General features: G+C 68.5%; 20 protein-coding genes, 1 pseudogene and 1 riboswitch. Of the genes and pseudogenes, 9 read left to right on the forward strand and 12 right to left on the reverse strand.

Features of this window, described 5'->3' with window-relative positions:
• A pseudogene (locus I9P22_RS09515) lies at positions 1–406 on the reverse strand (sensor histidine kinase); the annotation flags it as partial.
• Positions 399–1769: a sigma-54-dependent transcriptional regulator gene (locus I9P22_RS09520; protein WP_199259251.1), complete on the reverse strand. Its 1371-nt coding sequence runs from the start codon at positions 1767–1769 to the stop codon at positions 399–401. The pseudogene I9P22_RS09515 and the gene I9P22_RS09520, both read right to left, overlap by 8 nt.
• 288 nt (positions 1770–2057) lie before the next feature.
• Here I9P22_RS09520 and I9P22_RS09525 point away from each other — a divergent pair, with 288 nt between their 5' ends.
• Both I9P22_RS09525 and I9P22_RS09530 read left to right on the forward strand, forming a co-directional pair.
• Complete coding sequence (locus I9P22_RS09525) at positions 2058–3719, forward strand: OFA family MFS transporter (protein WP_199259252.1); 1662 nt, start codon at positions 2058–2060, stop codon at positions 3717–3719.
• Positions 3720–3919: 200 nt separating this feature from the next.
• Positions 3920–5392 carry a nucleobase:cation symporter-2 family protein gene (locus tag I9P22_RS09530; RefSeq protein ID WP_332909016.1) on the forward strand — a complete coding sequence of 491 codons (1473 nt, stop codon included), beginning with the start codon at positions 3920–3922 and terminating at the stop codon, positions 5390–5392.
• Positions 5393–5413: 21 nt separating this feature from the next.
• Here the strand turns inward: I9P22_RS09530 and I9P22_RS09535 are convergent, their stop codons facing one another.
• Positions 5414–6379 (reverse strand): bile acid:sodium symporter family protein, encoded by a 966-nt coding sequence (locus I9P22_RS09535; RefSeq protein WP_199259254.1) that lies wholly within the window; start codon positions 6377–6379, stop codon positions 5414–5416.
• A gap of 76 nt (positions 6380–6455) precedes the next feature.
• Positions 6456–6902 carry an Lrp/AsnC family transcriptional regulator gene (locus I9P22_RS09540; protein ID WP_199259255.1) on the reverse strand — a complete coding sequence of 149 codons (447 nt, stop codon included), beginning with the start codon at positions 6900–6902 and terminating at the stop codon, positions 6456–6458.
• Positions 6903–7029: 127 nt separating this feature from the next.
• Here I9P22_RS09540 and I9P22_RS09545 point away from each other — a divergent pair, with 127 nt between their 5' ends.
• The 5 genes from I9P22_RS09545 to I9P22_RS09565 all read left to right on the forward strand — a co-directional run bounded on the left by I9P22_RS09545 (position 7030) and on the right by I9P22_RS09565 (position 13325).
• Positions 7030–8301 carry an aminotransferase-like domain-containing protein gene (locus I9P22_RS09545; protein ID WP_233253300.1) on the forward strand — a complete coding sequence of 424 codons (1272 nt, stop codon included), beginning with the start codon at positions 7030–7032 and terminating at the stop codon, positions 8299–8301.
• A gap of 173 nt (positions 8302–8474) precedes the next feature.
• Positions 8475–8686, forward strand: a riboswitch (cobalamin riboswitch).
• 136 nt (positions 8687–8822) lie between these two features.
• Complete coding sequence (locus tag I9P22_RS09550; RefSeq protein WP_199259256.1) at positions 8823–10727, forward strand: TonB-dependent receptor plug domain-containing protein; 1905 nt, start codon at positions 8823–8825, stop codon at positions 10725–10727.
• Positions 10721–11572 carry an ABC transporter substrate-binding protein gene (locus I9P22_RS09555; protein WP_199259257.1) on the forward strand — a complete coding sequence of 284 codons (852 nt, stop codon included), beginning with the start codon at positions 10721–10723 and terminating at the stop codon, positions 11570–11572. Before I9P22_RS09550 ends, I9P22_RS09555 begins: the two co-directional genes overlap by 7 nt.
• A complete protein-coding gene (locus tag I9P22_RS09560) occupies positions 11569–12567 on the forward strand; it encodes a FecCD family ABC transporter permease (RefSeq protein ID WP_199259258.1) in 999 nt (332 codons plus the stop codon). The genes I9P22_RS09555 and I9P22_RS09560 overlap by 4 nt, the downstream gene beginning before the upstream one ends.
• A gap of 2 nt (positions 12568–12569) precedes the next feature.
• Complete coding sequence (locus I9P22_RS09565; protein WP_199259259.1) at positions 12570–13325, forward strand: ABC transporter ATP-binding protein; 756 nt, start codon at positions 12570–12572, stop codon at positions 13323–13325.
• A 9-nt stretch (positions 13326–13334) separates the two neighbouring features.
• Here the strand turns inward: I9P22_RS09565 and glpK are convergent, their stop codons facing one another.
• The 8 genes from glpK to glpD form a co-directional block, all read right to left on the reverse strand.
• A complete protein-coding gene (gene glpK, locus I9P22_RS09570; RefSeq protein ID WP_199259260.1) occupies positions 13335–14825 on the reverse strand; it encodes a glycerol kinase GlpK in 1491 nt (496 codons plus the stop codon).
• A 66-nt stretch (positions 14826–14891) separates the two neighbouring features.
• A complete protein-coding gene (locus I9P22_RS09575) occupies positions 14892–16613 on the reverse strand; it encodes an ABC transporter substrate-binding protein (protein ID WP_199259261.1) in 1722 nt (573 codons plus the stop codon).
• Positions 16614–16693: 80 nt separating this feature from the next.
• Entirely contained in the window at positions 16694–17119 is a 426-nt protein-coding gene (locus I9P22_RS09580) for a DUF2160 domain-containing protein (RefSeq protein WP_233253301.1), read from the reverse strand.
• On the reverse strand, positions 17119–17922 hold the full coding sequence (locus tag I9P22_RS09585) for a carbohydrate ABC transporter permease (protein WP_199259262.1): 804 nt from the start codon (positions 17920–17922) through the stop codon (positions 17119–17121). The genes I9P22_RS09580 and I9P22_RS09585 overlap by 1 nt, the downstream gene beginning before the upstream one ends.
• Positions 17922–18809, reverse strand: coding sequence for a carbohydrate ABC transporter permease (locus I9P22_RS09590; protein ID WP_199259263.1), 888 nt, complete (start codon positions 18807–18809; stop codon positions 17922–17924). The genes I9P22_RS09585 and I9P22_RS09590 overlap by 1 nt, the downstream gene beginning before the upstream one ends.
• Positions 18809–19894, reverse strand: a complete 1086-nt coding sequence (locus tag I9P22_RS09595) for an ABC transporter ATP-binding protein (protein ID WP_199259264.1) — start codon at positions 19892–19894, stop codon at positions 18809–18811. Before I9P22_RS09595 ends, I9P22_RS09590 begins: the two co-directional genes overlap by 1 nt.
• A 1-nt stretch (position 19895) precedes the next feature.
• Positions 19896–20975 (reverse strand): ABC transporter ATP-binding protein, encoded by a 1080-nt coding sequence (locus I9P22_RS09600; RefSeq protein ID WP_199259265.1) that lies wholly within the window; start codon positions 20973–20975, stop codon positions 19896–19898.
• A 14-nt stretch (positions 20976–20989) separates the two neighbouring features.
• The gene (gene glpD / locus I9P22_RS09605) at positions 20990–22573 is read right to left on the reverse strand and encodes a glycerol-3-phosphate dehydrogenase (protein WP_199259266.1); all 1584 of its coding nucleotides are present in this window, start codon (positions 22571–22573) and stop codon (positions 20990–20992) included.
• Positions 22574–22982: 409 nt separating this feature from the next.
• Between glpD and cysD the strand changes: the two genes are divergently transcribed.
• Both cysD and cysN read left to right on the forward strand, forming a co-directional pair.
• Positions 22983–23918, forward strand: coding sequence for a sulfate adenylyltransferase subunit CysD (gene cysD, locus I9P22_RS09610; RefSeq protein WP_233253302.1), 936 nt, complete (start codon positions 22983–22985; stop codon positions 23916–23918).
• A 1-nt stretch (position 23919) separates the two neighbouring features.
• Positions 23920–25842, forward strand: a complete 1923-nt coding sequence (gene cysN / locus I9P22_RS09615) for a sulfate adenylyltransferase subunit CysN (protein ID WP_199259268.1) — start codon at positions 23920–23922, stop codon at positions 25840–25842.
• Positions 25843–25872 lie beyond the last annotated feature (30 nt).

Here is a 25872-nt window from a genome sequence, read left to right on the forward strand (position 1 = left end):
GCGCGCCCCGCGCCGGGGCCGCGCCCGGCCCATGCAGCGGCCGCGCCCCCCGCGGGCTGGCCGCGACCATGCCGTCGGCCGGGCTGGCCAGGTAGAGATAGTCGAGCCCCAGCCGCACCCGGTAGACGTCCAGCAAACCCGGCAGGTCGGCGCTATGGGCGAATTCCTCGGAACGCGCCAGCATCTCGATCCGCTCGCCGGCGGTTTCCAGGATGTTCTGCAGATATTGCTGGGCGATGGTCAGGTCGCTGTTGACCTTGGCGATCAGCAGCCGGTCGAACTTGAGCGACCATTGATGCATGGTCACGCCCAGAAACACCGGCAGGATCACCAGCACCGGCAGCAGCGCGATGGCCAGCAGCCGGTAGCGCACGGAATGGCGCCAGGGGCGGGCGGCGTCAGCCATTCCAGTCGGCCAGCCGCCGGTCGATGGTCTTGCGCGAGATGCCCAGCCGCGCCGCTGCCGCCTCGCGGTCCCCGTCCAGCGCCGCCAGCGTGCCCAGGATGGCGCGCCGCTCGATCTCGGCCAAGGTCTGCCCGTCGCGGCGGCCAAGCTGGGCGGTCAGCGGCGGAAAGCGGCCCAGGATCAGCGCCCGCTCGACCGCATTGCGCAGCTCGCGCACGTTGCCGGGCCAGTCATAGGTGGCGAGGCTCGCCCGCACCTCGGCGGTGATCGGCACGGGCCGCATGCCAAGCTGCCGGGACAGGATGTCCATGAACAGATGCACAAGGTCGAACAGGTCCGGGCCGCGTTCGACCAGCGTCGGCATGGCGATGTGCAGCACGTTGATGCGATAGAGCAGGTCGGCCCGCAGCCGCCCCTCGGCCACCGCCTTGTCCAGATCGGCATTGGCGGCGAAGATCAGCCGCACATCCACCGGGGTCTCGCGCTCGGACCCCAGCGGCCGGATGCGGCGATCCTCGATGGCGCGCAAGAGCTTGGCCTGCAGCCCGACGGAAAGCTCGGCGATCTCGTCCAGGAACAGCGTGCCGCCGCGCGCCGACATGAACAGCCCCTCGCGGTTCTGCTCGGCGCCGGGAAAGGCGCCGCGGACGTGGCCGAAAAGCTCGGTCTCCAGCATGTCCGGGGGGATGGCGGCGCAATTGACCGGCACGAAGGCGCAGGTGGCGCGGTCCGACAGGGCATGGATCATCCGCGCCGCCACCTCCTTGCCGGTGCCCGAGGCGCCGGTGATCAGCACCGAGGAGGGCGTGGCGGCCACCCGGGCGATCACCTGCCGCACGGCCTCGATGGCCGCAGAGCTGCCGATCAGCTCGCTGCGCAGCCGATCCTGGTCGACGCTGTTGCGCAGCTCCTGGCGCAGCACCAGGTTTTCCCGCCGTAGCCTCTCGCCCTCCAGGCAGCGGGCGATGCCGTTCAGCAGCTGGTTGGTGCGAAAGGGTTTCAGCAGGAAATCCGAGGCCCCGGCCTGCAGCGCCTGGATGGCGGTCTCCATGTCGGCATAGGCGGTCATCAGGATGGCGGGCGGAAAGAAGCCCAGCCGCCGCTGTTCGGACAGCCAGTCGACACCGCGCTGGCCCTGCATCAGGTTGTCCAGGATCACCAGGTCGAAATCGGTCCGGGCGATCAGGACGGTAGCTTCGGCGGCATTGGCGGCCAGATGCACGGCGCGGCATTTCGGGGCCAGGATGCGCTCGAGGAAGCTGCGCATGCCCGGCTCGTCCTCGACCACCAGGATCGTGGTCTGGGCCAGCGCCTCGCCGAACGCGCCCTGCGGCCCGGACCCTGGATCGCTTGCTGCCTGCATCGCCCCCTCCCCCCTCGGCCAACACAGTCGCATTGCCCCGCCGGGCTTGGCAAGCGCCTGGCCCTAGCCGGATGGGCGCAGCCGGGGCGCGGGCCGCCCGGTCCATGGGACGGTCGCGCGGCCGGCGGGACAGGCTGTCCATGTGACATGGACATATTGTCCGTTGAAATCAATGGATTGATCTGGCCTGATCCCCGGCCATGACGCATCCGCGACCGCGACCCCGCCGGAAGAGGAGCCGGCGGCATCGCCCCCTAAGGTCGCATGCCCAGGGAGGAAGGCAGACAGATGACGGATCTTCAGGAAAGCTGGACAGGGGACGGCGCTTCCGCCGGCCTGCTGTCCCGAGAGCGCACCATCGCCAAGCCCGGCTTCAACCGCTGGCTGGTGCCGCCGGCGGCCCTGGCCGTGCATCTGTGCATCGGCATGGCCTATGGCTTTTCGGTGTTCTGGCTGCCACTGTCGCGCGCCATCGGCGTCACCGAGCCGGTGGTCTGCGAGGGGATGAGCCTGGCCACGGCTCTGTTCACCACCAGCTGCGACTGGCGGGTGGCCGATCTGGGCTGGATCTACACGCTGTTCTTCGTGCTGCTGGGATCCTCGGCCGCGATCTGGGGCGGCTGGCTGGAGACGGCCGGGCCGCGCAAGGCCGGCGTGGTGGCGGCCTGCTGCTGGTGCGGCGGCATGGTGCTGGCCGGGCTGGGGGTGATGACGCATCAGCTTTGGCTGATGTGGCTTGGCTCGGGCTTCATCGGCGGCATCGGGCTGGGGCTTGGCTACATCTCGCCGGTCTCGACGCTGATCAAGTGGTTCCCCGACCGGCGCGGGCTGGCGACCGGCATGGCGATCATGGGCTTCGGCGGCGGGGCGATGATCGGCGCGCCTCTGGCCGACCGGCTGATGAACCATTTCCAGACCCCGACCGAGATCGGCGTCTGGCAGACCTTCCTGACGCTGGCGGCGGTCTATTTCGTCTTCATGCTGGCCGGCGCCTTCGGCTATCGGGTGCCGCCGACCGGCTGGAGGCCCACCGGCTTCCAGCCCAGGGTTCCGGCCAGGCGGGCGGCGATGATCACCCATCACCACGTCCATCTGCGGGACGCGCACAAGACCCGGCAGTTCTGGCTGATCTGGCTGGTGCTGTGCCTGAACGTCTCGGCCGGGATCGGGGTGATCGGCATGGCCTCGCCCATGCTGCAGGAGATCTTCGCCGGCCGGCTCCTGGGCCGGCCCGAACTGGGCTTCACCGACCTGGACACCAGACAGAAGACCGCCATCGCCGCCATCGCCGCCGGTTTCGCCGGCCTGCTGTCGCTGTTCAACATCGGCGGCCGGATCTGCTGGGCCTCGGCCTCGGACAGGTTCGGGCGCAAGAACACCTATTTCATCTTCTTCGGCCTGGGGATCGCGCTTTACGCGCTGGCGCCCAGCGTGGCGCATCTGGGCAACCAGGTGCTGTTCGTGGCGATGATCTGCATCATCATCTCGATGTATGGCGGCGGGTTCTCGACGGTGCCGGCCTATCTGGCGGACGTGTTCGGCACGCAATTCGTCGGCGCCATCCATGGCCGGCTGCTGACCGCCTGGGCCACGGCCGGAATCGTCGGCCCGGTGGTGGTGAACTACCTGCGCGAGGCGCAGATCGCCGCCGGCGTGCCGCGCGCCCAGGTCTATGACTATACCATGTACACGCTTGCCGGGTTCCTGGCGCTGGGGCTGCTTTGCAACGCGCTGGTCCGGCCCCTGGACCAGAAATGGTTCATGAAGCCCGAGGAGGTCGCCGCCCTGCAGGCCGGCAGCGCCGGCGAGGCGGCGGCAGCCGAAGGCTCCTTCGGCATCGGCCGCGGCCGCTTCGACCTGCCGGCGCTGCTGGCCTGGGCGGCGGTGGGCCTCCCGCTGGCCTGGGGCGTGTGGATGACCGCCCGCAAGACCGCGGCGCTGTTCGGCTGAGGGCGCCGCCCGCCAGTCCCCGGCCGCTGCCGCGGCCGGTTCCCGCGGCGGCCCGTGCTGCAAGAACCGGCCGCCGTATTTTACACTGGATCTTAACTCAGCTTATAGTTTTCTGTTAAAGTTGCTGCCGGCTTATGCCGATAAGTTCCGCCCGATCCCGCAGGAGGAGAGCCTGCGCACGGAGAGAGGGGGAGATGTCCGTGGAGACAACCACATATCCGGCAACCGAATCAAGCCGGCCCGAAGATGAAAGGCTGGGTCTTTTCGCCAATCTGGCCTATGGCTTCCAGCATATCCTGACCATGTATGGCGGCATCGTCGCCGTGCCCCTGATCGTCGGGCAGGCCGCCGGCCTGTCGCCGGCCGAGATCGGGCTGCTGATCACCGCATCGCTGTTCGCCGGCGGCGCGGCGACGCTGCTGCAGACCATCGGCCTGCCCTTCTTCGGCTGCCAGCTGCCGCTGGTGCAGGGCGTGTCCTTCGCCGGGGTGGCGACGATGATCGCCATTTCGGGCAATGGCGGCATCCAGGCGATCTTCGGCGCGGTCATCGCCTCGTCGTTTCTCGGACTGCTCATCACGCCGGTCTTTTCGCGCATCACGCGCTTCTTCCCGCCGCTGGTGGCGGGCATCGTCATCACCACCATCGGCCTGACGCTGATGCCGGTGGCGGGATCCTGGGCCATGGGCGGCAACCGCACCGCCCCCGATTACGGCAGCCAGGCCAATATCCTGCTGGCCGGGGTAACCATGCTGATCGTGCTTTTGCTCAGCAAGGTGGGCAACGCGGCGATCTCGCGGCTGTCGATCCTGCTGGCCTTGGTGATCGGCACCGTCATCGCCTATGCCTTCGGCATGACCGATTTCTCGCGCGTGGCCGAGGGGCCGGTCTTCGCCCTGCCGCAGATCTTCCATTTCGGCTATCCGACCTTCGGGGTCGCGGCCATCATCTCGATGTTCATCGTCATCCTGGTGACGCTGGTCGAAACCTCGGCCGACATCTTCGCGGTGGGCGAGATCGTCGAGACCAAGGTGGATTCGCGCCGCCTGGGCGACGGGCTGCGCGCCGACATGCTGTCGAGCATGCTGGCGCCGATCTTCGGCTCGTTCACGCAAAGCGCCTTTGCCCAGAATGTCGGCCTGGTGGCGGTCACCGGGGTCAAGAGCCGCTATGTGGTCGCCACCGGCGGGCTGATCCTGGTGGCGCTGGGGCTCTTGCCCGTCATGGGGCGTGTGGTCGCGGCGATCCCCAGCCCGGTGCTGGGCGGCGCCGGCATCGTGCTGTTCGGCACGGTCGCGGCCAGCGGCATCCGCACCCTGTCGCGGGTGGATTACGCCAACAACATGAACCTGATCATCGTCGCCAGCTCGATCGGCTTCGGCACCATCCCGATCGTCATCCCCAGCTTCTACGACCAGTTTCCGGCCTGGGTCGAGACCATCTTCCATTCCGGCATCAGTTCCTCGGCGCTGATGGCGATCACGCTGAACCTGCTGTTCAACCACCTGACGGCCGGCAATTCCAACCAGCCCTCGGTCTTCGGCGCCGCGTCGGAACGGACCATCCGCTATGCGGATATCGCCCAGCTGCGCGACGGCGATTATTACATCGACGGCAAGCTGTTCGACGCCGAGGGCAACGAGGTGCCGCTGATCCCGGCCGGGGGTCACTGATCCCCGCGGCGGGTCCCGCGCTCACATCCGGGCGCGGGCCTGCCTTTGCGCGACGGCCGAGCAGACCAGCAGCTGGATCATGTGATAGATCATCACCGGCAGCACGGTGACGCCCACGGTCGCCGCCGGAAAGATCGCCGTCGCGATGGGCAGGCCGCTGGCCAGGCTCTTGGTCGAGCCGCAGAAGAACAGCACCGCCCGGTCCTCGGGCGGCAGGCGGAACAGCCGCCCCGCCCCCAGCATGATCGCCATGGCCAGCGCCAGGAACAGGCTGACCACCAGGAAGCACAGCACCAGCCCGGGGGCCGGGATCGAGGACCAGATGCCCGCCACGGTGCCCGCGCCGAAGGCCGAATAGACGATCAGTAGGATCGAGCCGCGATCCACCACCATGGTCAGCAGCCTGTGGCGCTGGACGAAGGCGCCGATCCAGGGCCGCAGCAGTTGGCCGGCCACGAAGGGCAAGAGGATCTGGACGGCGATCTTCTCGACGGCGTCCAGGCTGACCCCGCCGCCTTCCTGGTGCAGGAGGCGCGTCACCAGCAGCGGCGTCAGCACCACCCCGGCCATGTTCGACAGCGAGGCCGCGCAGATCGCCGCCGGCACGTTGCCCCCGGCCATCGAGGTGAAGGCGATCGAGCTTTGCACCGTCGAGGGCAGCACCGCCAGGAACAGCAGCCCCAGGGTCAGCTCCGGTCCCAGCACACCGCCGAACACCGCAGCCAGGACCAGGCCCAGCAGCGGGAACAGCAGATAGGTGGCGCCAAAGGTCAGGCCCTGCAGCCGCCAGTTCAGCAGCCCGGCCCGCACCGAGGCCGGGTCCAGCTTGGCGCCGTAAAGGAAGAACAGCAGCGTCACCGCCCAGAAGGTCGCGCCGCGCAGGGCCTCGGCCGCCATGCCGCGCGCCGGCAGCAGCAGGCCAAGCAGGACCATGCCGAGCAGCAGCAGCATGTAGGTGTCGATGCCGATCCTTTTCAAAGCGTTCATCGCGATCCTCCTGGCTGGCCGCGGTTCTGATACAGATGGCCGGCGGATACAAGCGAGCCGGGCCGGCCGCGGGCCGCTAGTCCAGCCCCTGCTTCAGGATCACCATGGTCGAGGTCTCGCCCACCGCGGGGATGCGCTGCAGCACGTCGCGGATGAAGGTGCCGAGCGCGTCGATGTCGCGGACCTGCACCCGCAGCATGTAGTCGATATTGTTGCCGGTCACCAGGAAGCACTCGGCCACCTCGGGCCGGTCGCGCAGCGCGGCCAGGAAGCCGGCATTGCCCTCGGGGCCGGTCCGGGCCAGGCGGACGGCGATCAGCACGCTGATGGCCAGCCCCAGTGCCTGCGGGTCGATCTGCGCCGCATAGCCGGTGATCACCCCCGCCTCTTCCAGCCGCCGGACCCGCCGGCCGCAGGGCGTCGGCGACAGGCCGACCCGCTCGGCCAGTTCCAGGATCGGGATCCGCCCCTCGGCCCGCAGATGGGTCAGGATGCGGTGGTCGATGGCGTCAAGCTGAGTCATGGTGAATCCCGCCAAGATAATGGCAATTCATAGGGAATTACCGCGCAATGGAAAAGCATATCGCAAATCTTTGCAGGGACATGCGCCGTGGGCGCGGTTATCCTCTGCCGAGGATCACGAGGATGCCATGCCAGCACATGCCCCCATGCCCGCACGGATGCCCGCCCATGCCCCGGCCCCACAGGCTGCCAGCCGCCGCGCCTTCGCCCCCTGGCTCGGGCAGACCAATGACGTGACCTCGGTCTTCCTGGCCGCCGGGCAGATCCCCGATCTGATCAACCTGGGCGGCGGCTTGCCCGAGCCTTCGCTCTGGCCGGTCGAGGAGCTTGCCGACCTGGCCGCCGAGGTGATCCGCAGCCATCCGGCCGAGGCCCTGGGCTATGGCCCGATCCCCGGCCTGCCGGCGCTGCGCGACCTGATCGCGGCGCGCTGCGCGACCCCGGCGCTGCGGCTGACGCGCGACAACGTGCTGATCACCACCGGCGGCATGCAGGCGCTGGAGCTGGTGGGAAAGGTGCTGCTGCAGCCCGGCGGCACCATCGCCGCGCAAAGCCCGGCCTATCTGGGGGCGCTGGACGCCTGGCGGCCACGCGCGCCGCGCTATCGCCCCATGCGGATCGAGCGCAACGACCACGACCCTCACGCCGCGATGCAGGGGGCGCAATTCGCCTATACGGTGCCGAATTTCTCGAATCCCAGCGGCCGGCTGGTCTCGCTGCCCGAGCGGCAGGCGCTGGTCGCCGCCGCCCACGCCACCGGCACCTGGCTGGTCGAGGACGACCCTTACGGCGTGCTTTATTACGAAGGCGAGCCGCTGCCCCGGCTGCTCGACCTTTCGGCGGCGGGCCATGCCGGGTCCGGCGACGGCCCCTATGACGGGCCAGTGGTCTACATGGGCTCGCTCTCCAAGGAGCTGACGCCAGGGCTGCGCATCGGCTGGGTGATCGCCGCACCCGAGATGATCGCGGCGCTGGCCGCCGCCAAGCAGGGCTCGGACATGTGCACCAGCGGGCTTTCGCAGATGCTGGCGCTGCGGGCGCTGCAAGGCGGCATGACCGAGCGCATCCGGCCCGCCATCCTGTCGCTTTACCGGGCGCGGCGCGATGCGCTTTGCGCGGCGATGCGCGAACACCTGGCGGGCGATCTGGACTGGCAGGTGCCGGTGGGCGGCATGTTCGTCTGGGCGACGGCGCGCGACCCACGGCTGGATACCGACCGGCTGCTGCACGAGGGGCTGGCGCAGGGCGTCTGCATCTCGCCTTCGAGCGTCTTCGACCCCGAGGGGCAGGACCGCCGTTCGCTGCGGATCAACTTCACCCTCAACCCGCCCGAGGCGCTGGAGGAAGGCTGCCGCCGCCTGGCCCGGGCGATCCGCGCCACGCTGGCAGCGGCGGAATGACGCAGCCGCCGACCGGCCGGCGCGGGAGCGCCGATCGCAGCGGCAGGACTGGGTGAAAAGGCCGCGGCCGGACCGGCATTTGCCGGGGCGCAGGGGACCGGCCGCGCCCTGGCAGCCCCCCTGCCGGCAACAGCCGACGGCACGGCGCGCTTGACAGGACGGGCGGCGCTGCGGCAATGCGGGCTCGCTACGGTTTCCGGCACTGCCGGATGAAAAGGGAACGCCGGTGCGCCTGGGACCGCGATGCGGACCGGGCAAGGCCGGGGCTGCCCCCGCAACTGTAAGCGGTGAGCGAAGGCCGCAGGCGCCACTGGGGGCATCCCGGGAAGGCCGGCCCGGGCGATGATCCGCAAGCCAGGAGACCTGCCGCAGCGATCACCCATTCCCGGCGCGGGGCGCGCCCGGAAAGCGGCCGTTCCGCAGAGGTGACAGTCTCCGCGCTGCGGCCGGGCTGCCCTTGGCCTTTCCGCAGCACAGTTCTGCAAATCGCGGGCCGTGCCCCGCGCTGGAAAGGCTTTGGAATGTTCAGAACCCGGGTTTCCCTGCTTGCCGCCACCGCCCTGCTCCTCCCCACCGCCGCCGCGGGCCAGGACGCGCAGAAGCCGGTGGTGCTGGACACGGTCGTGCTGTCGGGCGGCCTGTCGCCGGTCGTCGAAAGCGCCTATGGCCGCGCCCACAGCATCCTGACCGCCGAGGATCTGCAGGCGCACGGCTTCGTCACCGTCCAGGACGCGCTGCGCGGCCTGCCCGGCCTGGCCGTGACCTCGACCGGCGAGACGCTGACCAAGGTCCGCATCCGCGGCGGGGAATCCAACCATGTGCTGGTGCTGATCGACGGGGTCGAGGCCAATGCCCCCGGCAGCGGCGACTATGTGTTCAGCGGCCTGCTGACCGAGGATATCGAGCGCATCGAGGTGCTGCGCGGCCCGCAATCGACGATCTACGGCGCCAATGCCGCCGCCGGGGTGATCTCGATCACCACCCGCCGCGCCGCCGCGCCGGGGCTCAGCTACGGCGGCGGGGTCGAGATCGGCGGCCAGGGCACCCGCGCCGCCAGCGCCCATGTCCGCGCCATGGGCGAGCGCGGCCAGATCAGCTTCTCGGCCGCGACGCGCCATACCGATGGCGAGGACGCCTCGCGCACGCCGGGCGGCGATACCGAGTTCAACGACCGCGAGACCCTGACCCTCGGCGGCTCCTACGACATCAGCGAGGCGGTGACCGCCGGCTTCACCCTGCGGCGCAGCTGGCAGGAATACGGCTATGACGAATCGGTGTCCTTCGTCACCTCGCCCGAGGATTACCTGCGCGACGAGCCCTGGACCGCAGACCGGGACGAAACCTACGGCTCGCTCTGGCTCGAGGCCGAGGCGCTGGGGGGCCGGCTGCTGAACCGCTTCGCCCTTTCGGGCAGCAACCAGGCCACCGCGCATTTCTACGACGGGCGCGCCGATTATGACGACGCCTCGCGGCTGCGCAATTTCGGCTATGTCGCCAGTTGGGCGTTGGATGGCAGCAATGCCCGCAACGCGGCCCACAAGCTGAATGTCGCCCTGACCAGCAAGCAGGAAACCTACGAGGCCAGCTTTGCCGGCGGCGGCCGCTACGAGCGCGACACCCGATCGGCGGCGCTGGAGTATCAGGGCCGGTTCCAGAACGGCTTCAGCCTGCAGGCCGGACTTCGCCGGGACATGAACGAAGCGTTCCGCGACGCGACCTCCTGGAGCATCGCCGGCGCCTGGCAACTGCCCGACCGCGACCTGCGGCTGCGCGCCGCGGCCGGCAAGGCCATCGTCAATCCCGACATGTTCCAGCTTTACGGCTATACGCCCGGCACCTATCACGGCAACCCGGACCTCTCGCCCGAAACCAGCCGCGGCTACGAGATCGGCGCCGATCTGGGCTTTGCCGGGGGCCGGGGCCAGTTGGGAGCCACGCTGTTCACCAGCAAGGTCGAGGACATGATCGCCGGCGCCGGAGAAACCTCGACCAACATCGCCGGCACCAGCACCCGCAAGGGGTTCGAGCTGGAACTGGATCTGGAGGCGAGCGATTGGCTGCGCTTCGGGGCGAACTATACCTATACCGATGCGCATACCGCGGAAGGTGAGCCCATTGCCGGCCAGCCCCGCCACGTGCTGGGCCTGCGCGCCAGTGCCGATTTCGCCCGGGGCCGCGGCACGGTCACCGCCGACCTGCGCCATGTCGCCGGCAATTACGGCTCGGAATGGTTCCGCAACTGGACGCCGCCCACCACCGAACTGCCCGATTACGTGACCGTAAACCTGGCCGCCGGCTATGACCTGACCGGAAATGTCCGGCTGACCGGCCGCATCGTGAACCTGTTCGACGAGGATTATTCCGAGGCCTGGGGCTATTACGGCCAGGGCCGCACCGTTTATGCGGGGCTGACGGCGCAATGGTAGGGCGGCTTCGCCTTGCCGCCTGCCTGCTGGCCGGCCTGGCCCTGCCCGGTTGCCTGCAGCCCGCCGCGGCCGATCCGCCGCGTCGGGTGCTGTCGATGAACCTCTGCACCGACCAGCTGGCGATGCTGCTGGCAGCGCCCGGGCAGCTGGTTTCGGTCTCGTATCTGGCGCGGGATCCGGCCGCCTCGACCATGGCCGAGGAGGCGGCGCGCCTGCCGGTCAATCACGGCCTGGTCGAGGAGATCTTCCTGGCCCGGCCCGATCTGGTTCTGGCCGGCGGATGGACCGCACCGGGGGCGATCCGGCTGCTGGAGCGGCTGGATGTCCCGGTCGAGGTCTTCCCGGTCGAGACCGACATCGCCGGCATCCGGGCCAATATCCGCCGCATGGGCGAGGTCCTGGACCGCGAACCCCAGGCCGAGGCGCTGCTGGCGCGCTTCGACGCCGATCTGGCGCGGCTGGCCGATGCGCCGCCCGGCCCCCGGCCGCGCGCGGCGCTTTACGAGGTGAACGGCTACAGCTCGGGCTCGGCCACCCTGGCCGGGCAGATCGTGGCGCTGGCCGGCTTCGACAATGTTGCCGACACGCTCGGCCTGCCCGCGGGCGGCGTCCTGCCGCTGGAGACGCTGCTGCTGTCGGATCCCGACCTGCTGGTCGAGGGCCACCGCTATCCGGGCCAGGCCCGCGGGCAGGAGGTGCTGGACCACCCGGCGCTGAAGGCGCTGACCCGCGATCGCCCGGCCGAAGCGATGAGAGATCCCGAATGGATCTGCGGCAATCCCTTCATCCTGCGCGCCGTGGCGCAGCTGCGCAAGGCCCGCCTGGCGCTGGAGAGAGCACGATGACCGCGCCGCGCCAGCCGCTGCTGATCGCCGCGCTTTCGGCGCTGGTCGTGGCGCTGTTCCTGGCCTCGCTGCTGATCGGCCCGGCCGGGATCGGGCCGGGCCAGAGCCTTGCCGCGCTGCTTGGCCGCGGCGACGAGATGCTGACCCTGGTCATGCGCGAGCTGCGGCTGCCGCGCGCCATCCTGGGCCTGCTGGTCGGCGCGGCGCTGGGGATGTCGGGCGCGGTGCTGCAGGGCTTCCTGCGCAACCCGCTGGCCGAGCCCGGGCTGATCGGCACCAGCGCCTCGGCGGCGCTGGGGGCGGTGCTGGCGATCCAGACCGGGCTGTCGGCGGCCTTTCCGCTGGGCCTGCCGCTGGCGGCACTGGCCGGCGCGGCGCTGTCGGTGCTGCTGGTGCTGGCGCTGGCCGGGCCGCGCGGCGGCACGCTGGCGCTGATCCTGGCCGGCATCGCCATCTCGGCGCTGGCGGGTGCGGGCACCTCGCTGGTGTTGAACCTGTCGCCCAATCCCTTCGCCGCCAACGAGATCGTGTTCTGGATGATGGGCTCGCTGGCGGATCGCTCGATGCTGCATGTCGGGATCGCGGCGCCGTTCATGGGCTTGGGCTTCGCGGCGCTCTGGCCCACGCGGCGCGCGCTTCAGGCGCTGACGCTGGGCGAGGATGCGGCGGCCTCCAGCGGCGTGCATCTGGGGCGGCTGCGGCTGATGCTGGTCGCGGGCATCGCCGCGCTGATCGGCAGCGCCACGGCGGTCGCGGGCACGGTCGGCTTCGTCGGGCTGGTGGTGCCGCATGTGCTGCGCCGCGCGGTCGGCGCCAGCCCGGCACGGCTGGTCCCGGCTTCGGCGCTGGGGGGCGCGGCCACGGTGCTGGTCGCCGACATCGCCGTGCGGCTGATCGCCCCGGGCCGCGACCTGAAGCTGGGGGTTCTGACGGCACTGGTCGGCGCGCCCTTCTTCCTGCACCTGATCCTGAAGACCCGGCGCGAGGGGCTGTGACCATGCTGGAGCTGCGCGCCCTGTCCCTGCACCGCGCCGGCCGTCCGGTGCTGAACGGCATCGACCTGCGCATCGGCGCGGGCGAGTTCGTCGGCCTGCTGGGTCCGAACGGCGCCGGCAAGACCACGCTCTTGCGCGCGGCGCTGGGGCTTTTGCCGGCGCGGGGCCATTCCTCGCTGGCGGCGCTTTCGGTGCGCGAACGCGCCCACGCCGCCGCCTACATGCCGCAGGGTCGCGAGATCGCCTGGCCGATGCCGGTCGAGGCGCTGGTGGCGCTTGGCCGCATCGCCCATCCGCATTCCGCAGGCAGCACCGACCGCGCCGCCATCGAACGCGCCATCGACGCGCTGCATCTGGACCCGCTGCGCCACCGCCGCGCCACCGAACTGTCGGGGGGCGAACAGGCCCGCACGCTGATCGCCCGGGCATTGGCGCAGGAGACCCCGCTGCTGATCGCCGACGAGCCGATCGCCGGGCTGGACCCGGCGGCGCAGATCGAGGTGATGCGGCTGTTCCGCCAGCTTGCCGAGCAGGGCCACGCCGTCCTGGCCTCGCTGCACGATCTGGGGCTGGCGGCGCGGCATTGCACGCGGCTGGTCATGCTGCACCAAGGCAAGATCGCCGCCGACGGCCCGCCCGAGGCGGTGCTGACCGCCGGGAACCTCGGCCGGGTCTTCGGCATCACCGCCCATCTGGTGCAGGGGCCGGGCGGGCTGATGTTCCAGCCGCTCGACACGCTTCGGGGCGGTGCGCTTTAGCCCTGCCGGTCAGCCCGCGGCGGCGATGGCGGCCTTCACGGCGCTTTTCCAGCGGCCATAGCGTGCTTCACGCTCGCCTTCGGCCATGGTGGGCTCGAAGCGGCGCTCCAGGGCCCAGTCGCGGGCGAAATCCTCGGGCGGCGGGCACAGACCCGCCCCCAGGCCGGCCAGATAGCCCGCGCCAAGCGCCGTCGTCTCGGTCACCCGCGGCCGATCCACCGGCGCGCCCAGGATGTCGGCCAGGAACTGCATGGTCCAGTCGCTGGCCACCATGCCGCCATCGACGCGCAGCACGCCCTGCGCGGCATCCGGCCAGTCGGCGCGCATCGCTTCCAGCAGGTCTCGGGTCTGGAAGCCCACGCTTTCCAGCGCTGCCCGCGCCAGCTCCGCCGGGCCGGAATTGCGCGTCAGCCCGAACACCGCGCCCCGGCAATCCGGCCGCCAATAGGGCGCGCCAAGGCCGGTGAAGGCCGGCACCAGCAGCAGTTCCTGCGCCGGGTCGGCCGCCTCGGCCAGCGGCTGGGTCTCGGCGGCGTGGCGGATGATCTTCAGCCCGTCGCGCAGCCATTGCACCACCGCCCCGGCGATGAAGATCGAGCCCTCCAGCGCATAGGTCGTGCGGCCCTCCAGCCGATAGGCGACGGTGGTCAGCAGCCGGTTCCCCGAGGCCACCATCTTCGCCCCGGTGTTCAGCAGCGCGAAGCAGCCGGTGCCATAGGTCGATTTCATCATGCCCGGCGCGAAGCAGGCCTGGCCCACCGTCGCCGCCTGCTGGTCGCCGGCGACGCCGAGGATCGGGATCTCGCGCCCGAACAGGTCGGCGCGCGTGGCGCCGTAATCGGCGGCGCAGTCGCGCACCTCGGGCAGCAGCTGCATGGGAATGTCGAAGAGCGCGCAGATCTCCTCGTCCCAGCGGTTCTCGGCGATGTTGTAAAGCAGGGTGCGGGCGGCGTTGGTGGCGTCGGTGGCATGCACCTTGCCCCCCGTCAGATTCCAGATCAGCCAGCTGTCCACGGTGCCGAAGGCGAGTTCGCCGCGTCGGGCGCGGGCGCGGGCGCCGTCGATATTGTCGAGCAGCCATTTCAGCTTGGAGCCCGAGAAATACGGGTCGAGCAGCAGCCCGGTGCGGGCGGCGATCATCGGCTCGTGCCCCTCGGCCTTCAGCCGGTCGCAAAGGTCGGCGGTGCGGCGGTCCTGCCAGACGATGGCGCGGTGCAGCGGCTGGCCGGTCTTGGGGTCCCAGAGGAGCGTGGTCTCGCGCTGGTTGGTGATGCCGATGGCGGCGATGTCGCCGGCATGCAGTCCGGCCTTTTCCACCGCCGCCCGTGCCACGCCCGCGACGCTGACCCACAGGTCCGAAGGATCATGCTCGACCCAGCCCGAGGCGGGGAAATGCTGCGGGAACTCCTTTTGCGCCGAGGCGACGGGGGTCAGCCGGGCGTCGAAGATGATGGCGCGGGACGAAGTCGTGCCCTGGTCGATGGCAAGGATATGGGTCATGGCGGTTCGTCGGTCCCCCGAAAGGCAGAGAGACGGGCGAGGCAGGGCCCCGCCCGCCAAGGCAGGTTACTGCCAGGACTTGATCAGCTCGTCATAGGAGATCGTCTCGCCCTGCGGCTTCTCGTTCTCCAGCGGGCCGACGGGCGAGCCCGCAGCGTCCAGCCATTCCTGCGCGTCCTTTTCCTCGTTCAGCTTGGGGCCCAGGTCGCCCTGCACGCCCGAGCGTTCCAGCCGGGCCAGCACCCGCTCCTGCTCGGCGCAGAGCGAATCCAGCGCCTCCTGCGGGGTCTTGGCGCCCGAGAGCGCATCGCCGATGTTCTGCCACCAGAGCTGCGCGAGCTTGGGATAGTCAGGGATGTTGGTGCCGGTCGGCGACCATTGCACGCGGGCGGGCGAGCGGTAGAACTCGACCAGGCCGCCAAGCTGCGGCGCGCGCTCGGTGAAGGACTTGTCCTGGATCGTCGATTCGCGGATGAAGGTCAGCCCGACATGGGATTTCTTCACGTCCACGGTCTTCGAGGTCACGAATTGCGCATAGAGCCAAGCGGCCTGCGCGCGATCCACCGGCGTCGATTTCATCAGCGTCCAGGAGCCCACGTCCTGATAGCCGATCTTGGTGCCCTCGGACCAATAGGCGCCGTGCGGGCTGGGGGCCATGCGCCATTTCGGCGTGCCGTCCTCGTTCACCACCGGGGTGCCGGGCTTGACCATATCGGCGGTGAAGGCGGTGTACCAGAACATCTGCTGGGCGATGTCGCCGCGCGCCGGGACCGGGCCCGCCTCGCCGAAGGTCATGCCCATGGCCTCGGGCGGGGTGTATTTCTGCAGCCAGTCGATGGCCTTGGTCACGGCATAGACCGCCGCCGCGTCGTTGGTCGCGCCGCCGCGCGCCACGCAGGAGCCGACCGGGCGGCTGTTCTCGTCAACGCGGATGCCCCATTCGTCGACCGGCAGGCCGTTCGGCTCGCCCTTGTCGCCCATGCCGGCCATGGACATCCAGGCATCGGTATAGCGCCAGCCCAGGCTGGGATCCTTCTTGCCGTAATCCATGTTGCCCCAGGCCTTCTTGGGACCGCCCTCGATATAGGACATGTCGCGGCCGGTGAAGAACTCGGCGATGTCCTCATAGGCCGACCAGTTGACCGGAACGCCCAGGTCATAGCCGTATTTGGCCTTGAAATCGTCCTTGGTCTTCTGGTCGCTGAACCAGTCGTAGCGGAACCAGTAGAGGTTGGCGAATTGCTGGTCGGGCAGCTGATACAGGTCGCCGTCCGGCGCGGTGGTGAACTTCAGCCCGATGAAATCGTCCAGGTCCAGCGTCGGGCTGGTGAAATCCTTGCCTTCGCCGGCCATCCAGTCGGTCAGACTGCGCGCCTGCTGATAGCGCCAATGCGTGCCGATCAGGTCGCTGTCGTTGACATAGGCGTCATAGATGTTCTCGCCGGTCTGCATCTGGGTCTGCAGCTTCTCGACCACGTCGCCCTCGCCGATCAGGTCATGAGTGACCTTGATGCCGGTGATGGCGGTGAAGGCCGGCGCCAGCACCTTGGCTTCGTATTCATGCGTGGTGATGGTTTCCGAGACCACCTTGATCTCCATCCCCGCCAGGGGCTTGGCCGCGTCGATGAACCACTGCATCTCCTTTTCCTGGTCGGCGCGCGACAGCGTCGAGAGATCGCCGATCTCGGCGTCCAGGAACGTCTTCGCCGCCTCCATATCCGCCCAGGCGGGCACGCCCATGACCAGCAGCGCAAGCGCCATGGCCGTGGTCCTTTGCATCGGTCTCATGTTTTCCTCCCTTGGAACGAGACGTTGATCCTTGCGCCCCGGGGCAATCGCCGCTGCCCCCGGGGCTGGTTCGAACCCGGTCAGACCCAGCGGAACACCGCCGCGGCATAGACAAGGCAAAGCGCCAGCCCCCACCACAGCGGCGGGCCGGCGAAGAACAGCCAGACCAGGCAGATGAAGGCCGAGCCGAGAAGCGAGATGAACAGCCGGTCGCCGCGCGTCGTCTCGATGCGCAGGATGCCCAGCCGCGGGGTTTCGGGAAAGCGGATGGCCAGGATGGTGAACAGCACCAGCAGGCTGGCGATCACCCAGAAGAACAGCGCCACCGGGAAGGTCCAGGCCATCCAGCCGCCCGGGATCATCGGCGCGGTCCAGTCCTTGGCGCCCTCGGCGACCGGCGTGGCCCAGACCAGGAAGCCCAGGATGGCGCCCATCAGCAGGGCCGCCGCGGCATAGATGGCGGGCCAGGCCCCGCGGTTCTGCGTCGGGATGGCGGCGTCGGACATCAGACCCTCCCCAGGGCGAAGCCCTTGGCGATGTAGTTGCGGACAAACCAGATCACCAGCGCGCCGGGGATGATGGTCAGCACCCCCGCCGCCGCCAGCACGCCCCAGTCCATGCCGGATGCGCTGACCGTGCGGGTCATCGTCGCGGCGATGGGCTTGGCGTTCACGCTGGTCAGGGTGCGCGAGAGCAGCAGCTCGACCCAGCTGAACATGAAGCAGAAGAAGGCGGCGACCCCGATTCCGCTGGCGATCAGCGGCATGAAGATCCGCACGAAGAAGCGCGGGAAGCTGTAGCCGTCGATATAGGCGGTCTCGTCGATCTCCTTCGGGACGCCGCGCATGAAGCCTTCCAGGATCCAGACCGCCAGCGGCACGTTGAACAGGCAATGCGCCAGCGCCACCGCGATATGCGTGTCGAAAAGCCCGATCGAGGAGTAAAGCTGGAAGAAGGGCAGCGCGAAGACCGCCGGCGGCGACATGCGGTTGGTCAGCAGCCAGAAGAACAGGTGCTTGTCGCCCATGAAGCTGTAGCGCGAGAAGGCATAGGCGGCCGGCAGCGCCACGGTGATCGAGATCACCGTGTTCATCACCACATAGATGATCGAGTTCACATAACCCATGTACCAGCTGGGATCGGTCAGGATCACCCCGTAATTGCGCAGCGTCAGGCCGTGCGGGTAAAGGCTGAAGGTGCCGGTGATCTCGGCATTGGTTTTCAGGCTCATGTTGAGCAGCCAGTAGATCGGCAGCATCAGGAACAGCAGATAAAGCGCCATCACCAGGGCAGAGGATTTCACGCGCATCACATGGCCTCCGGGATGTCGGATTGGCTGCGGTCCATGCTGGTCATCACCGTGTAGAACACCCAGCTGACCAGCAGGATCACCAGGAAATACATCAGGCTGAAGGCCGCCGCCGGGCCCAGGTCGAACTGCCCCACCGCCATCTTCACCAGGTCGATGGACAGGAAGGTGGTCGAGTTGCCGGGCCCGCCACCGGTGACGACGAAGGGCTCGGTATAGATCATGAAGCTGTCCATGAAGCGCAAGAGCACGGCGATCAGCAGCACGCCCTTCATCTTCGGCAGCTCGATATGGCGGAACACAGCCCAGCGGCTGGCCTGGTCGATCCGGGCGGCCTGGTAATAGGCCTGCGGGATGGATTGCAGCCCGGCATAGCAGAGCAGCGCCACAAGGCTGGTCCAGTGCCAGACATCCATGACGATCACGGTAATCCAGGCGTCAACGGGATCGTTGGTATAGTTGTAGTCCAGCCCCAGCGCCGCCAGCCCCCGGCCCAGCAGGCCGATATCGGTGCGGCCGAAGATCTGCCAGATCGTGCCGACGACGTTGAAGGGGATCAGCAGGGGCAGCGCCATCAGCACCAGCACCAGGCTGGACCAGAAGCCCTTCTTGGGCATGTTCAGCGCCACGAAGATGCCCAGCGGCACCTCGATGGCCAGGATGATGGCGGAAAACAGCGCCTGCCGGCCCAGCGCTTCGTGCAGGCGGTCGGAATGCACCATCTCGTCGAACCATTCCAGGCCGGCCCAGAAGAATTCGTTGTTGCCGAACGTGTCGTTGAAGGCGTAGTTCACCACCGTCATCAGCGGAATCACCGCCGAGAAGGCGACGACCACCAGCACCGGCAGCACCAGGAACCAGGCCTTGTTGTTCCAGGTCTTTTCCATCAGGCGGCCCCCCCTTCCTGCGGCGCGACGCGCCAGTCGTCGGCATAGACGTTGATCCGGCCCGGCGCGAAGGCGACCTGCGGCAGGCCCTCGACCGGCATGCCTTCGGGCATGACCACGTTCAGCGGCCGGCCCGCAAGCTCGCCGCGCACCAGCCGGTGACGGCCCACGTCCTCGACCCGGCGGACGGTCAGCGGCATCCCGCCGCTGGCGACCAGCATGGCATGTTCGGGGCGAATGCCGATCTGCACCCGGCCGGCGACCGGGGCGTAATGCGCGCCCAGCGCCACCACCTCGCCGCCCGGCAGCCGGGCGCGGTCGCCCTGCAGCTCGGCATCAAGGAAGTTCATGCCCGGCGAGCCGATGAAATAGCCGACGAAGCTGTGGGCGGGCTTCTCGAACAGTTCCTCGGGCGTGCCCATCTGCACCACGCGCCCCTCATACATCACCACCACCTTGTCGGCGAAGGTCAGCGCCTCGGTCTGGTCATGGGTGACGTAGATCATGGTATGGCCGAACTGGCGGTGCAGGGCCTTGAGCTGGGTGCGCAGCTCCCATTTCATCTGCGGGTCGATGACGGTCAGCGGCTCGTCGAACAGGATCGCGTTCACGTCCTCGCGCACCATGCCGCGGCCCAGGGAAATCTTCTGCTTGGCATCGGCGGTCAGGCCCTGGGCCTTGCGCGACAGCATCGCCTCCATGCCGATCATCCGGGCGATCTGGTCCACGCGCGCCTTGATATAGGCGGCGTCCTTACCGCGGTTCTTCAGCGGGAAGGCCAGGTTGTCGCGCACGGTCATGGTGTCGTAGACCACCGGGAACTGGAACACCTGGGCGATGTTGCGCTCGGCCGTGGGCGCGTCGGTCACGTCGCGGTCGCCGAACAGCACCCGGCCGTGGCTGGGGGTCAGAAGTCCCGAAATGATGTTCAGAAGCGTGGTCTTGCCGCAGCCGGACGAGCCCAGAAGCGCATAGGCGCCGCCGTCCTGCCAGACATGGTCCATTTCCTTCAGCGCGTAATCCGCCTCGGAGCGTGGCTGCGCCAGGTAGCTGTGGGCGAGGTTCTTCAGCGTGATCCGTGCCATGTCAGGCCGCCTTCGCATAGGCGGCCGGAGCGGCGAGGCGCTCGGCCGCGTCGAACAGGTAGACATGCGCCGGGTCCAGCCAGACCGAGAGCGGCTGGCCGGGGCTGAGCTGGTGCACCCCCTCGACCAGCCCGACCCAGCGGTCGGCGCCGTGCTCGACATGCAGGAAGGTTTCCGAGCCGGTGACCTCGGTCCCGACCAGCCGGCAGGCGAATTCGACCGCCGCCGGGGCGTGGCGGGCCAGCGACAGGTGATTGGCGCGGAACCCGGCCAGATAGGCGCCATCCGGCAGATCGGCGAAACTGCCGGCGGCCAGGGCGCTTTCGCCCAGGCTGACGGCGGCGCCCTGCTTGCGGGCACCGACGAAGTTCATCGGCGGATCGCTGAACACCCGCGCCGTGGTCGCATCGACCGGCTGGCGATAGACGCGCGGCGTCGGGCCGAACTGCGTCACCCGCCCCTGCCACAGCGTGGCGGTCTGGCCGCCCAGCAGCAGCGCCTCCTCGGGCTCGGTGGTGGCATAGACGAAGATGGCACCCGAGGCCTCGAAGATGCGCGGGATCTCGACGCGCAATTCCTCGCGCAGCTTGTAGTCGAGATTCGCCAGCGGCTCGTCCAGCAGCACCAGCCCGGCGCCCTTGACCAGCGCCCGGGCCAGGGCGCAGCGCTGCTGCTGGCCGCCCGACAGCTCCAGCGGCTTGCGGGCCAGCATGGGCGTCAGCCGCAGCATCTCGGCGGTCTCGCGCACCTTGCGGTCGATCTCGTCCCGCGGCCGGCCCAGGATGCGCAGGGGCGAGGCGATGTTTTCATAGACCGACAGGCCGGGATAGTTGATGAACTGCTGATAGACCATGGCAACGCCGCGGTCCTGTACCCGCTGCCCGGTCACGTCCCCGCCGTCCCAGAGGATGCGGCCGGTCGAGGGCTGGTCCAGCCCCGCCATCAGCCGCATCAGGCTGGTCTTGCCCGACAGCGTCGGCCCCAGCAGCACGTTCATGGTGCCCCTTTGCAAGGTCAGGCTGGTGGGATGGATATGCACCCTTCCCCCGACCGACCGGGACACGCCCTGCAATTCCAGCAAAGCCTTCCTCCCCCTTATTCCGCCGCCGGATGGGCGGCCTGCCGCGCAGCCACGAACGCCTCCAGTTCGCGGCATTGCGCCTCGTCCATGTGTAACCCCAGCTTGGTGCGCCGCCAAAGGATGTCCGGCGCGCTGCGGGCGAATTCGTTGCGGATCAGCCAGTTCACCTCGGCCTCGGTCAGGCCGGCGCCGAAGTCGCGGCCCAATGCCGCCATGCTTTCCGCACCGTCGAGCAGCAGGAACGCCTCGGTGCCATAGGTGCGCACCAGCCGGCGGGCCTGGCGCAGCGGCAGGAACGGATGGCTGGCCTGCAACTGTGCGATCAGGTCCTCGACCCCGTCCACCGGGAAATCGCCGCCGGGCAGCGGCACCCGCGCCGTCCAGGCGCCGCCGGCCTGCGGAAAGAACGGCGCCAGCTTGGCCAGCGCCCCCTCGGCCAGCCGGCGATAGGTGGTGATCTTGCCGCCGAAGACGTTGAGCAGCGGCGCGCCGGCCCCGTCGAGGCTGAGCACATAGTCCCGCGTCGCCGCGGTGGCCGACTTGGCGCCGTCATTGTAGAGCGGCCGCACCCCGGAATAGGTCCAGACCACCTGGTCGGGCGTCACGGCCCTGGCGAAATACTGGCTGGCGAAGGCGCAGAGATAGTCGCGCTCGGCATCCGAGCAGCGCGCCTCGCCCGGCGGGCCCTGATGGTCCATGTCGGTGGTGCCGATCAGGGTGAAATCCTCCTCGAACGGGATGGCGAAGATGATCCGCCCGTCCGTGCCCTGGAAGAAATAGCAGCGGTCGTGATCATAGAGCCGCGGCACGACGATATGGCTGCCGCGCACCAGCCGCACCCCTTCCGAGGACTGGATATGCGCGACATTGCGGATCACCTCCTCGACCCAGGGCCCGCCGGCATTGACCAGGGCGCGGGCGCGATGGGTCCGCGTGCCCTCCGGCCCCTCGGTGGTGATGCGCCACAGATCGCCGGCGCGCTCGGCATGGGTGACGCGGGTGCGGGTCAGGATGGTGGCGCCGCGCGCCTGGGCGTCGCGGGCGTTCAGCACCACCAGCCGCGAATCCTGCACCCAGCAGTCGGAATATTCCCAGCCCAGCCGGAAGCCGGGCTTCAGCGGCTTGCCCAGCGGGTCGCGGGACAGGTCCAGCCGCCGGGTGCCCGGCAGGATCCTGCGCCCGCCCATATTGTCGTAAAGGAACAGCCCCAGCCGGATCAGCCAGGCCGGCCGACGGCCGCGCATCCAGGGCATGACGAATGACAGAAGCCGCGAGGTCGGCGTATCGCTTTCGAACCGCATCTGCGGCGACCAGGGCAGCACGAAGCGCATCGGCCATGAGATATGCGGCATGGCGCAAAGCAGCGTCTCGCGCTCCTCCAGCGCCTCGCGCACCAGCCGGAACTCGAAGAACTCCAGGTAGCGCAGCCCGCCATGGAACAGCTTGGTCGAGGCCGAGGACGTGGCCTGCGCCAGGTCGCCCTGCTCGGCCAGCGTGACCGAAAGCCCGCGCCCCGCCGCATCCCGGGCGATGCCGCAGCCGTTGATTCCGCCACCGATGATGAAAAGGTCGGCCGCGGGCCGCTCTGGTGCTGACACGCCGATCCCCTCCCGTCCTGGCACCCATCCTGGGCGAAAGGTGTAACGTCTGCGTGACCGCGGTCAAGCAGAAATTTTCGTTTATGATCGTTTTTTGAAAAAACGAGCCAATATGCGCGGCATTGCGGCGAAAACATGCGCATTTCGCTGCGATGCGGCGCGAAACGAGCGGAAATGGCGCGCGCTTTCCTTCGCCGCAGGGGCAAGAAACAGCGGAAAAGCGGGCCGGAAACGCATATAGACGGCGGGCAAGGGACCGGCGACGGGCCGCGTCGCCGCCGCCCGGGCCGGACATGGCGCGAATCCGCCCGCGCGCAGGTCCGGGCAGGGCCGTTTCCCGTTCCGGTGGTCTTGGTCTTGCCGGGAAAATCTGGCAAAGGACGCACATCGCAGAACAAGGGCCATGCAGATGAACAGCCAATCCGTCATTGAAACCGGGGGTCAGGTGGCCACGCTGACCCATCTCCAGAGGCTGGAGGCCGAGAGCATCCAGATCATGCGCGAGGTCGTCGCCACGGCGGACAACCCGGTGATGCTGTATTCGGTGGGCAAGGACTCGGCCTGCATGCTGCATCTGGCGAAGAAGGCGTTCTATCCGGCCCCGCCGCCCTTCCCGCTTCTGCATGTCGATACCACCTGGAAGTTCCGCGCCATGTACGAGCTGCGCGACCGCGCCGCGGCCGAGGCCGGGATGGAGCTGATCGTCCACCACAACCCCGAGGCGATGGAAAAGGGCATCAACCCCTTCGACCATGGCAGCCTGCATACCGACATGTGGAAGACCGACGGGCTGAAGCAGGCGCTGAGCAAATACAATTTCGACGTGGCCTTCGGCGGCGCGCGCCGCGACGAGGAGAAGTCCCGCGCCAAGGAGCGGGTGTTCTCGTTCCGCTCGGCCAACCACCGCTGGGACCCCAAGAACCAGCGCCCCGAGCTGTGGAAGCTCTACAACACCCGCAAGGGCAAGGGCGAATCGATCCGGGTCTTCCCGCTGTCGAACTGGACCGAGCTGGACATCTGGCAATATATCCACCTGGAGAACATCGACATCGTGCCGCTGTATTTCAGCGAACCGCGCCCGGTCGTGGAACGCGACGGCCTGCTCATCATGGTCGATGACGAGCGTTTCCGCCTGCGCGAGGGCGAACAGCCGGTGATGAAATCGGTGCGCTTCCGCACGCTGGGCTGCTATCCGCTGACCGGTGCGGTGGAATCCACCGCCCGCACCCTGCCCGAGGTCATCCAGGAAATGCTGCTGACCACCACGTCCGAACGCCAGGGCCGCGCCATCGACCACGACCAGTCCGCCTCGATGGAGAAGAAGAAGCAAGAGGGGTATTTCTGAAATGAACCACGAGATGAAGGACCCCGTCTACGTCACGGACGCCCTGATCGCCGAGGATATCGACGCCTACCTGCTGAAGCACCAGCACAAGACCATGCTGCGCTTCATCACCTGCGGCTCGGTCGACGACGGCAAGTCGACGCTGATCGGCCGGCTGCTCTATGACAGCAAGATGATCTTCGAGGACCAGCTGGCCAGCCTGGAAAACGACAGCAAGAATGTCGGCACCCAGGGCGGCGAGATCGACTTCGCGCTGCTGGTCGACGGGCTGGCGGCCGAGCGCGAACAGGGCATCACCATCGACGTCGCCTATCGCTTCTTCGCCACCGACAAGCGCAAGTTCATCGTCGCCGACACGCCCGGCCATGAACAATACACCCGCAACATGGTCACCGGCGCCTCGACCGCCGACCTCGCCGTGATCCTGATCGACGCGCGCCAGGGCGTGCTGACCCAGACCCGGCGGCACAGCTATCTGGTGAACCTGCTCGGCATCAAGAACGTGGTGCTGGCGGTGAACAAGATGGACCTGGTCGATTACTCGGCCGAACGGTTCTACGACATCGTCGCGGATTACTCGCATTTCGCCAAGCAGATCGGCATGGACAGCTTCCTGCCGATCCCGATCTCGGGGCTCAAGGGCGACAATATCGTCAGCCACAGCGACAACATGCACTGGTATCAGGGCCCGACGCTGCTGGGCCACCTGGAACAGGCGCCGGTGAACGACGCGCAGATGCAGGACCATCCGTTCCGCATGGCGGTGCAATGGGTGAACCGGCCGAATCTGGACTTCCGCGGCTTCGCCGGACAGATCGGCGCCGGCGTGGTGCGGCCCGGCGGCGCGATCCGGGTGCTGCCCTCGGGCAAGACCACCACGGTCAAGTCCATCGTCACCTTTGACGGCGATCTGGACCAGGCGGTCGCCGGCCAGTCGGTGACCCTGACCTTCGCCGACGAGATCGACTGCTCGCGCGGCGACGTGATCGTGCAATCCGACCAGCCCTGCGAGGTCGCCGACCAGTTCGAGGCGACGCTGGTCTGGATGGCCGAGCAGGAGATGCTGCCGGGCCGTCCCTACCTGCTGAAGATCGGCACCCAGACGGTCACCGCGACCGTCACCGAGCCGAAATACGAGGTCAACGTCAACACGCTGGAGCACCTGGCCAGCAAGACGCTGGGGCTGAACGCCATCGGGGTGGTCAACATCTCGACCGACCGGCCGATCCCCTTCGAGGCCTATGCCCAGAACCCCGACCTGGGCGGCTTCATCCTGATCGACCGCATGACCAACGCCACGGTAGCGGCGGGCATGATCCATTTCGCCCTGCGCCGGTCGCAGAACATCCACTGGCAGGCGCTGGACGTGAACCGCGAGGCCCATGCCGCGCTGAAGAACCAGAAGCCCGCCGTGGTCTGGTTCACCGGCCTGTCCGGCTCGGGCAAATCCACCATCGCCAACATCGTCGAGAAGAAGCTGCATGCCTTGGGCAAGCACACCTTTCTGCTGGACGGCGACAACATCCGCCACGGGCTGAACCGCGACCTGGGCTTCACCGATGCCGACCGGGTGGAAAACATCCGCCGCGTCGGCGAGGTGGCGAAGCTGATGACCGATGCCGGGCTGATCGTGCTGACCGCCTTCATCTCGCCCTTCCGCTCGGAGCGGCAGATGGTGCGCGACCTGATGGCGCCGGGCGAGTTCGTCGAGGTCTTCGTCGACACGCCGCTGGAGGTGGCCGAGGCGCGCGACGTCAAGGGCCTTTACAAGAAGGCACGCTCGGGCCAACTGAAGAACTTCACCGGCATCGACAGCCCCTATGAGCAGCCGCAGCAGGCCGAGATCACCGTGAACACCGTCGATCTGACCCCCGAGGACGCGGCCGAGCGCATCGTGCAATATGTCCTGACCCGCATGTCCTGACCGGCCGGGACGATCGCCGCCCCCTGCGGG

Source organism: Paracoccus binzhouensis (genome assembly GCF_016446475.1).
GTDB classification, from domain to species: Bacteria; Pseudomonadota; Alphaproteobacteria; order Rhodobacterales; family Rhodobacteraceae; genus Paracoccus; species Paracoccus binzhouensis.

What these genes read in the sequence shown, in the direction of transcription:
- I9P22_RS09520 (WP_199259251.1), bottom strand. Translation starts at nt 1,769, where the DNA reads ATGCAGGCAGCAAGCGATCCAGGGTCCGGGCCGCAGGGCGCGTTCGGC.
- I9P22_RS09525 (WP_199259252.1), top strand. Translation starts at nt 2,058, where the DNA reads ATGACGGATCTTCAGGAAAGCTGGACAGGGGACGGCGCTTCCGCCGGC.
- I9P22_RS09535 (WP_199259254.1), bottom strand. Translation starts at nt 6,379, where the DNA reads ATGAACGCTTTGAAAAGGATCGGCATCGACACCTACATGCTGCTGCTG.
- I9P22_RS09540 (WP_199259255.1), bottom strand. Translation starts at nt 6,902, where the DNA reads ATGACTCAGCTTGACGCCATCGACCACCGCATCCTGACCCATCTGCGG.
- I9P22_RS09545 (WP_233253300.1), top strand. Translation starts at nt 7,030, where the DNA reads ATGCCAGCACATGCCCCCATGCCCGCACGGATGCCCGCCCATGCCCCG.
- I9P22_RS09550 (WP_199259256.1), top strand. Translation starts at nt 8,823, where the DNA reads ATGTTCAGAACCCGGGTTTCCCTGCTTGCCGCCACCGCCCTGCTCCTC.
- I9P22_RS09555 (WP_199259257.1), top strand. Translation starts at nt 10,721, where the DNA reads ATGGTAGGGCGGCTTCGCCTTGCCGCCTGCCTGCTGGCCGGCCTGGCC.
- I9P22_RS09560 (WP_199259258.1), top strand. Translation starts at nt 11,569, where the DNA reads ATGACCGCGCCGCGCCAGCCGCTGCTGATCGCCGCGCTTTCGGCGCTG.
- I9P22_RS09565 (WP_199259259.1), top strand. Translation starts at nt 12,570, where the DNA reads ATGCTGGAGCTGCGCGCCCTGTCCCTGCACCGCGCCGGCCGTCCGGTG.
- glpK (WP_199259260.1), bottom strand. Translation starts at nt 14,825, where the DNA reads ATGACCCATATCCTTGCCATCGACCAGGGCACGACTTCGTCCCGCGCC.
- I9P22_RS09575 (WP_199259261.1), bottom strand. Translation starts at nt 16,613, where the DNA reads ATGAGACCGATGCAAAGGACCACGGCCATGGCGCTTGCGCTGCTGGTC.
- I9P22_RS09580 (WP_233253301.1), bottom strand. Translation starts at nt 17,119, where the DNA reads ATGTCCGACGCCGCCATCCCGACGCAGAACCGCGGGGCCTGGCCCGCC.
- I9P22_RS09585 (WP_199259262.1), bottom strand. Translation starts at nt 17,922, where the DNA reads ATGCGCGTGAAATCCTCTGCCCTGGTGATGGCGCTTTATCTGCTGTTC.
- I9P22_RS09590 (WP_199259263.1), bottom strand. Translation starts at nt 18,809, where the DNA reads ATGGAAAAGACCTGGAACAACAAGGCCTGGTTCCTGGTGCTGCCGGTG.
- I9P22_RS09595 (WP_199259264.1), bottom strand. Translation starts at nt 19,894, where the DNA reads ATGGCACGGATCACGCTGAAGAACCTCGCCCACAGCTACCTGGCGCAG.
- cysD (WP_233253302.1), top strand. Translation starts at nt 22,983, where the DNA reads ATGAACAGCCAATCCGTCATTGAAACCGGGGGTCAGGTGGCCACGCTG.
- cysN (WP_199259268.1), top strand. Translation starts at nt 23,920, where the DNA reads ATGAACCACGAGATGAAGGACCCCGTCTACGTCACGGACGCCCTGATC.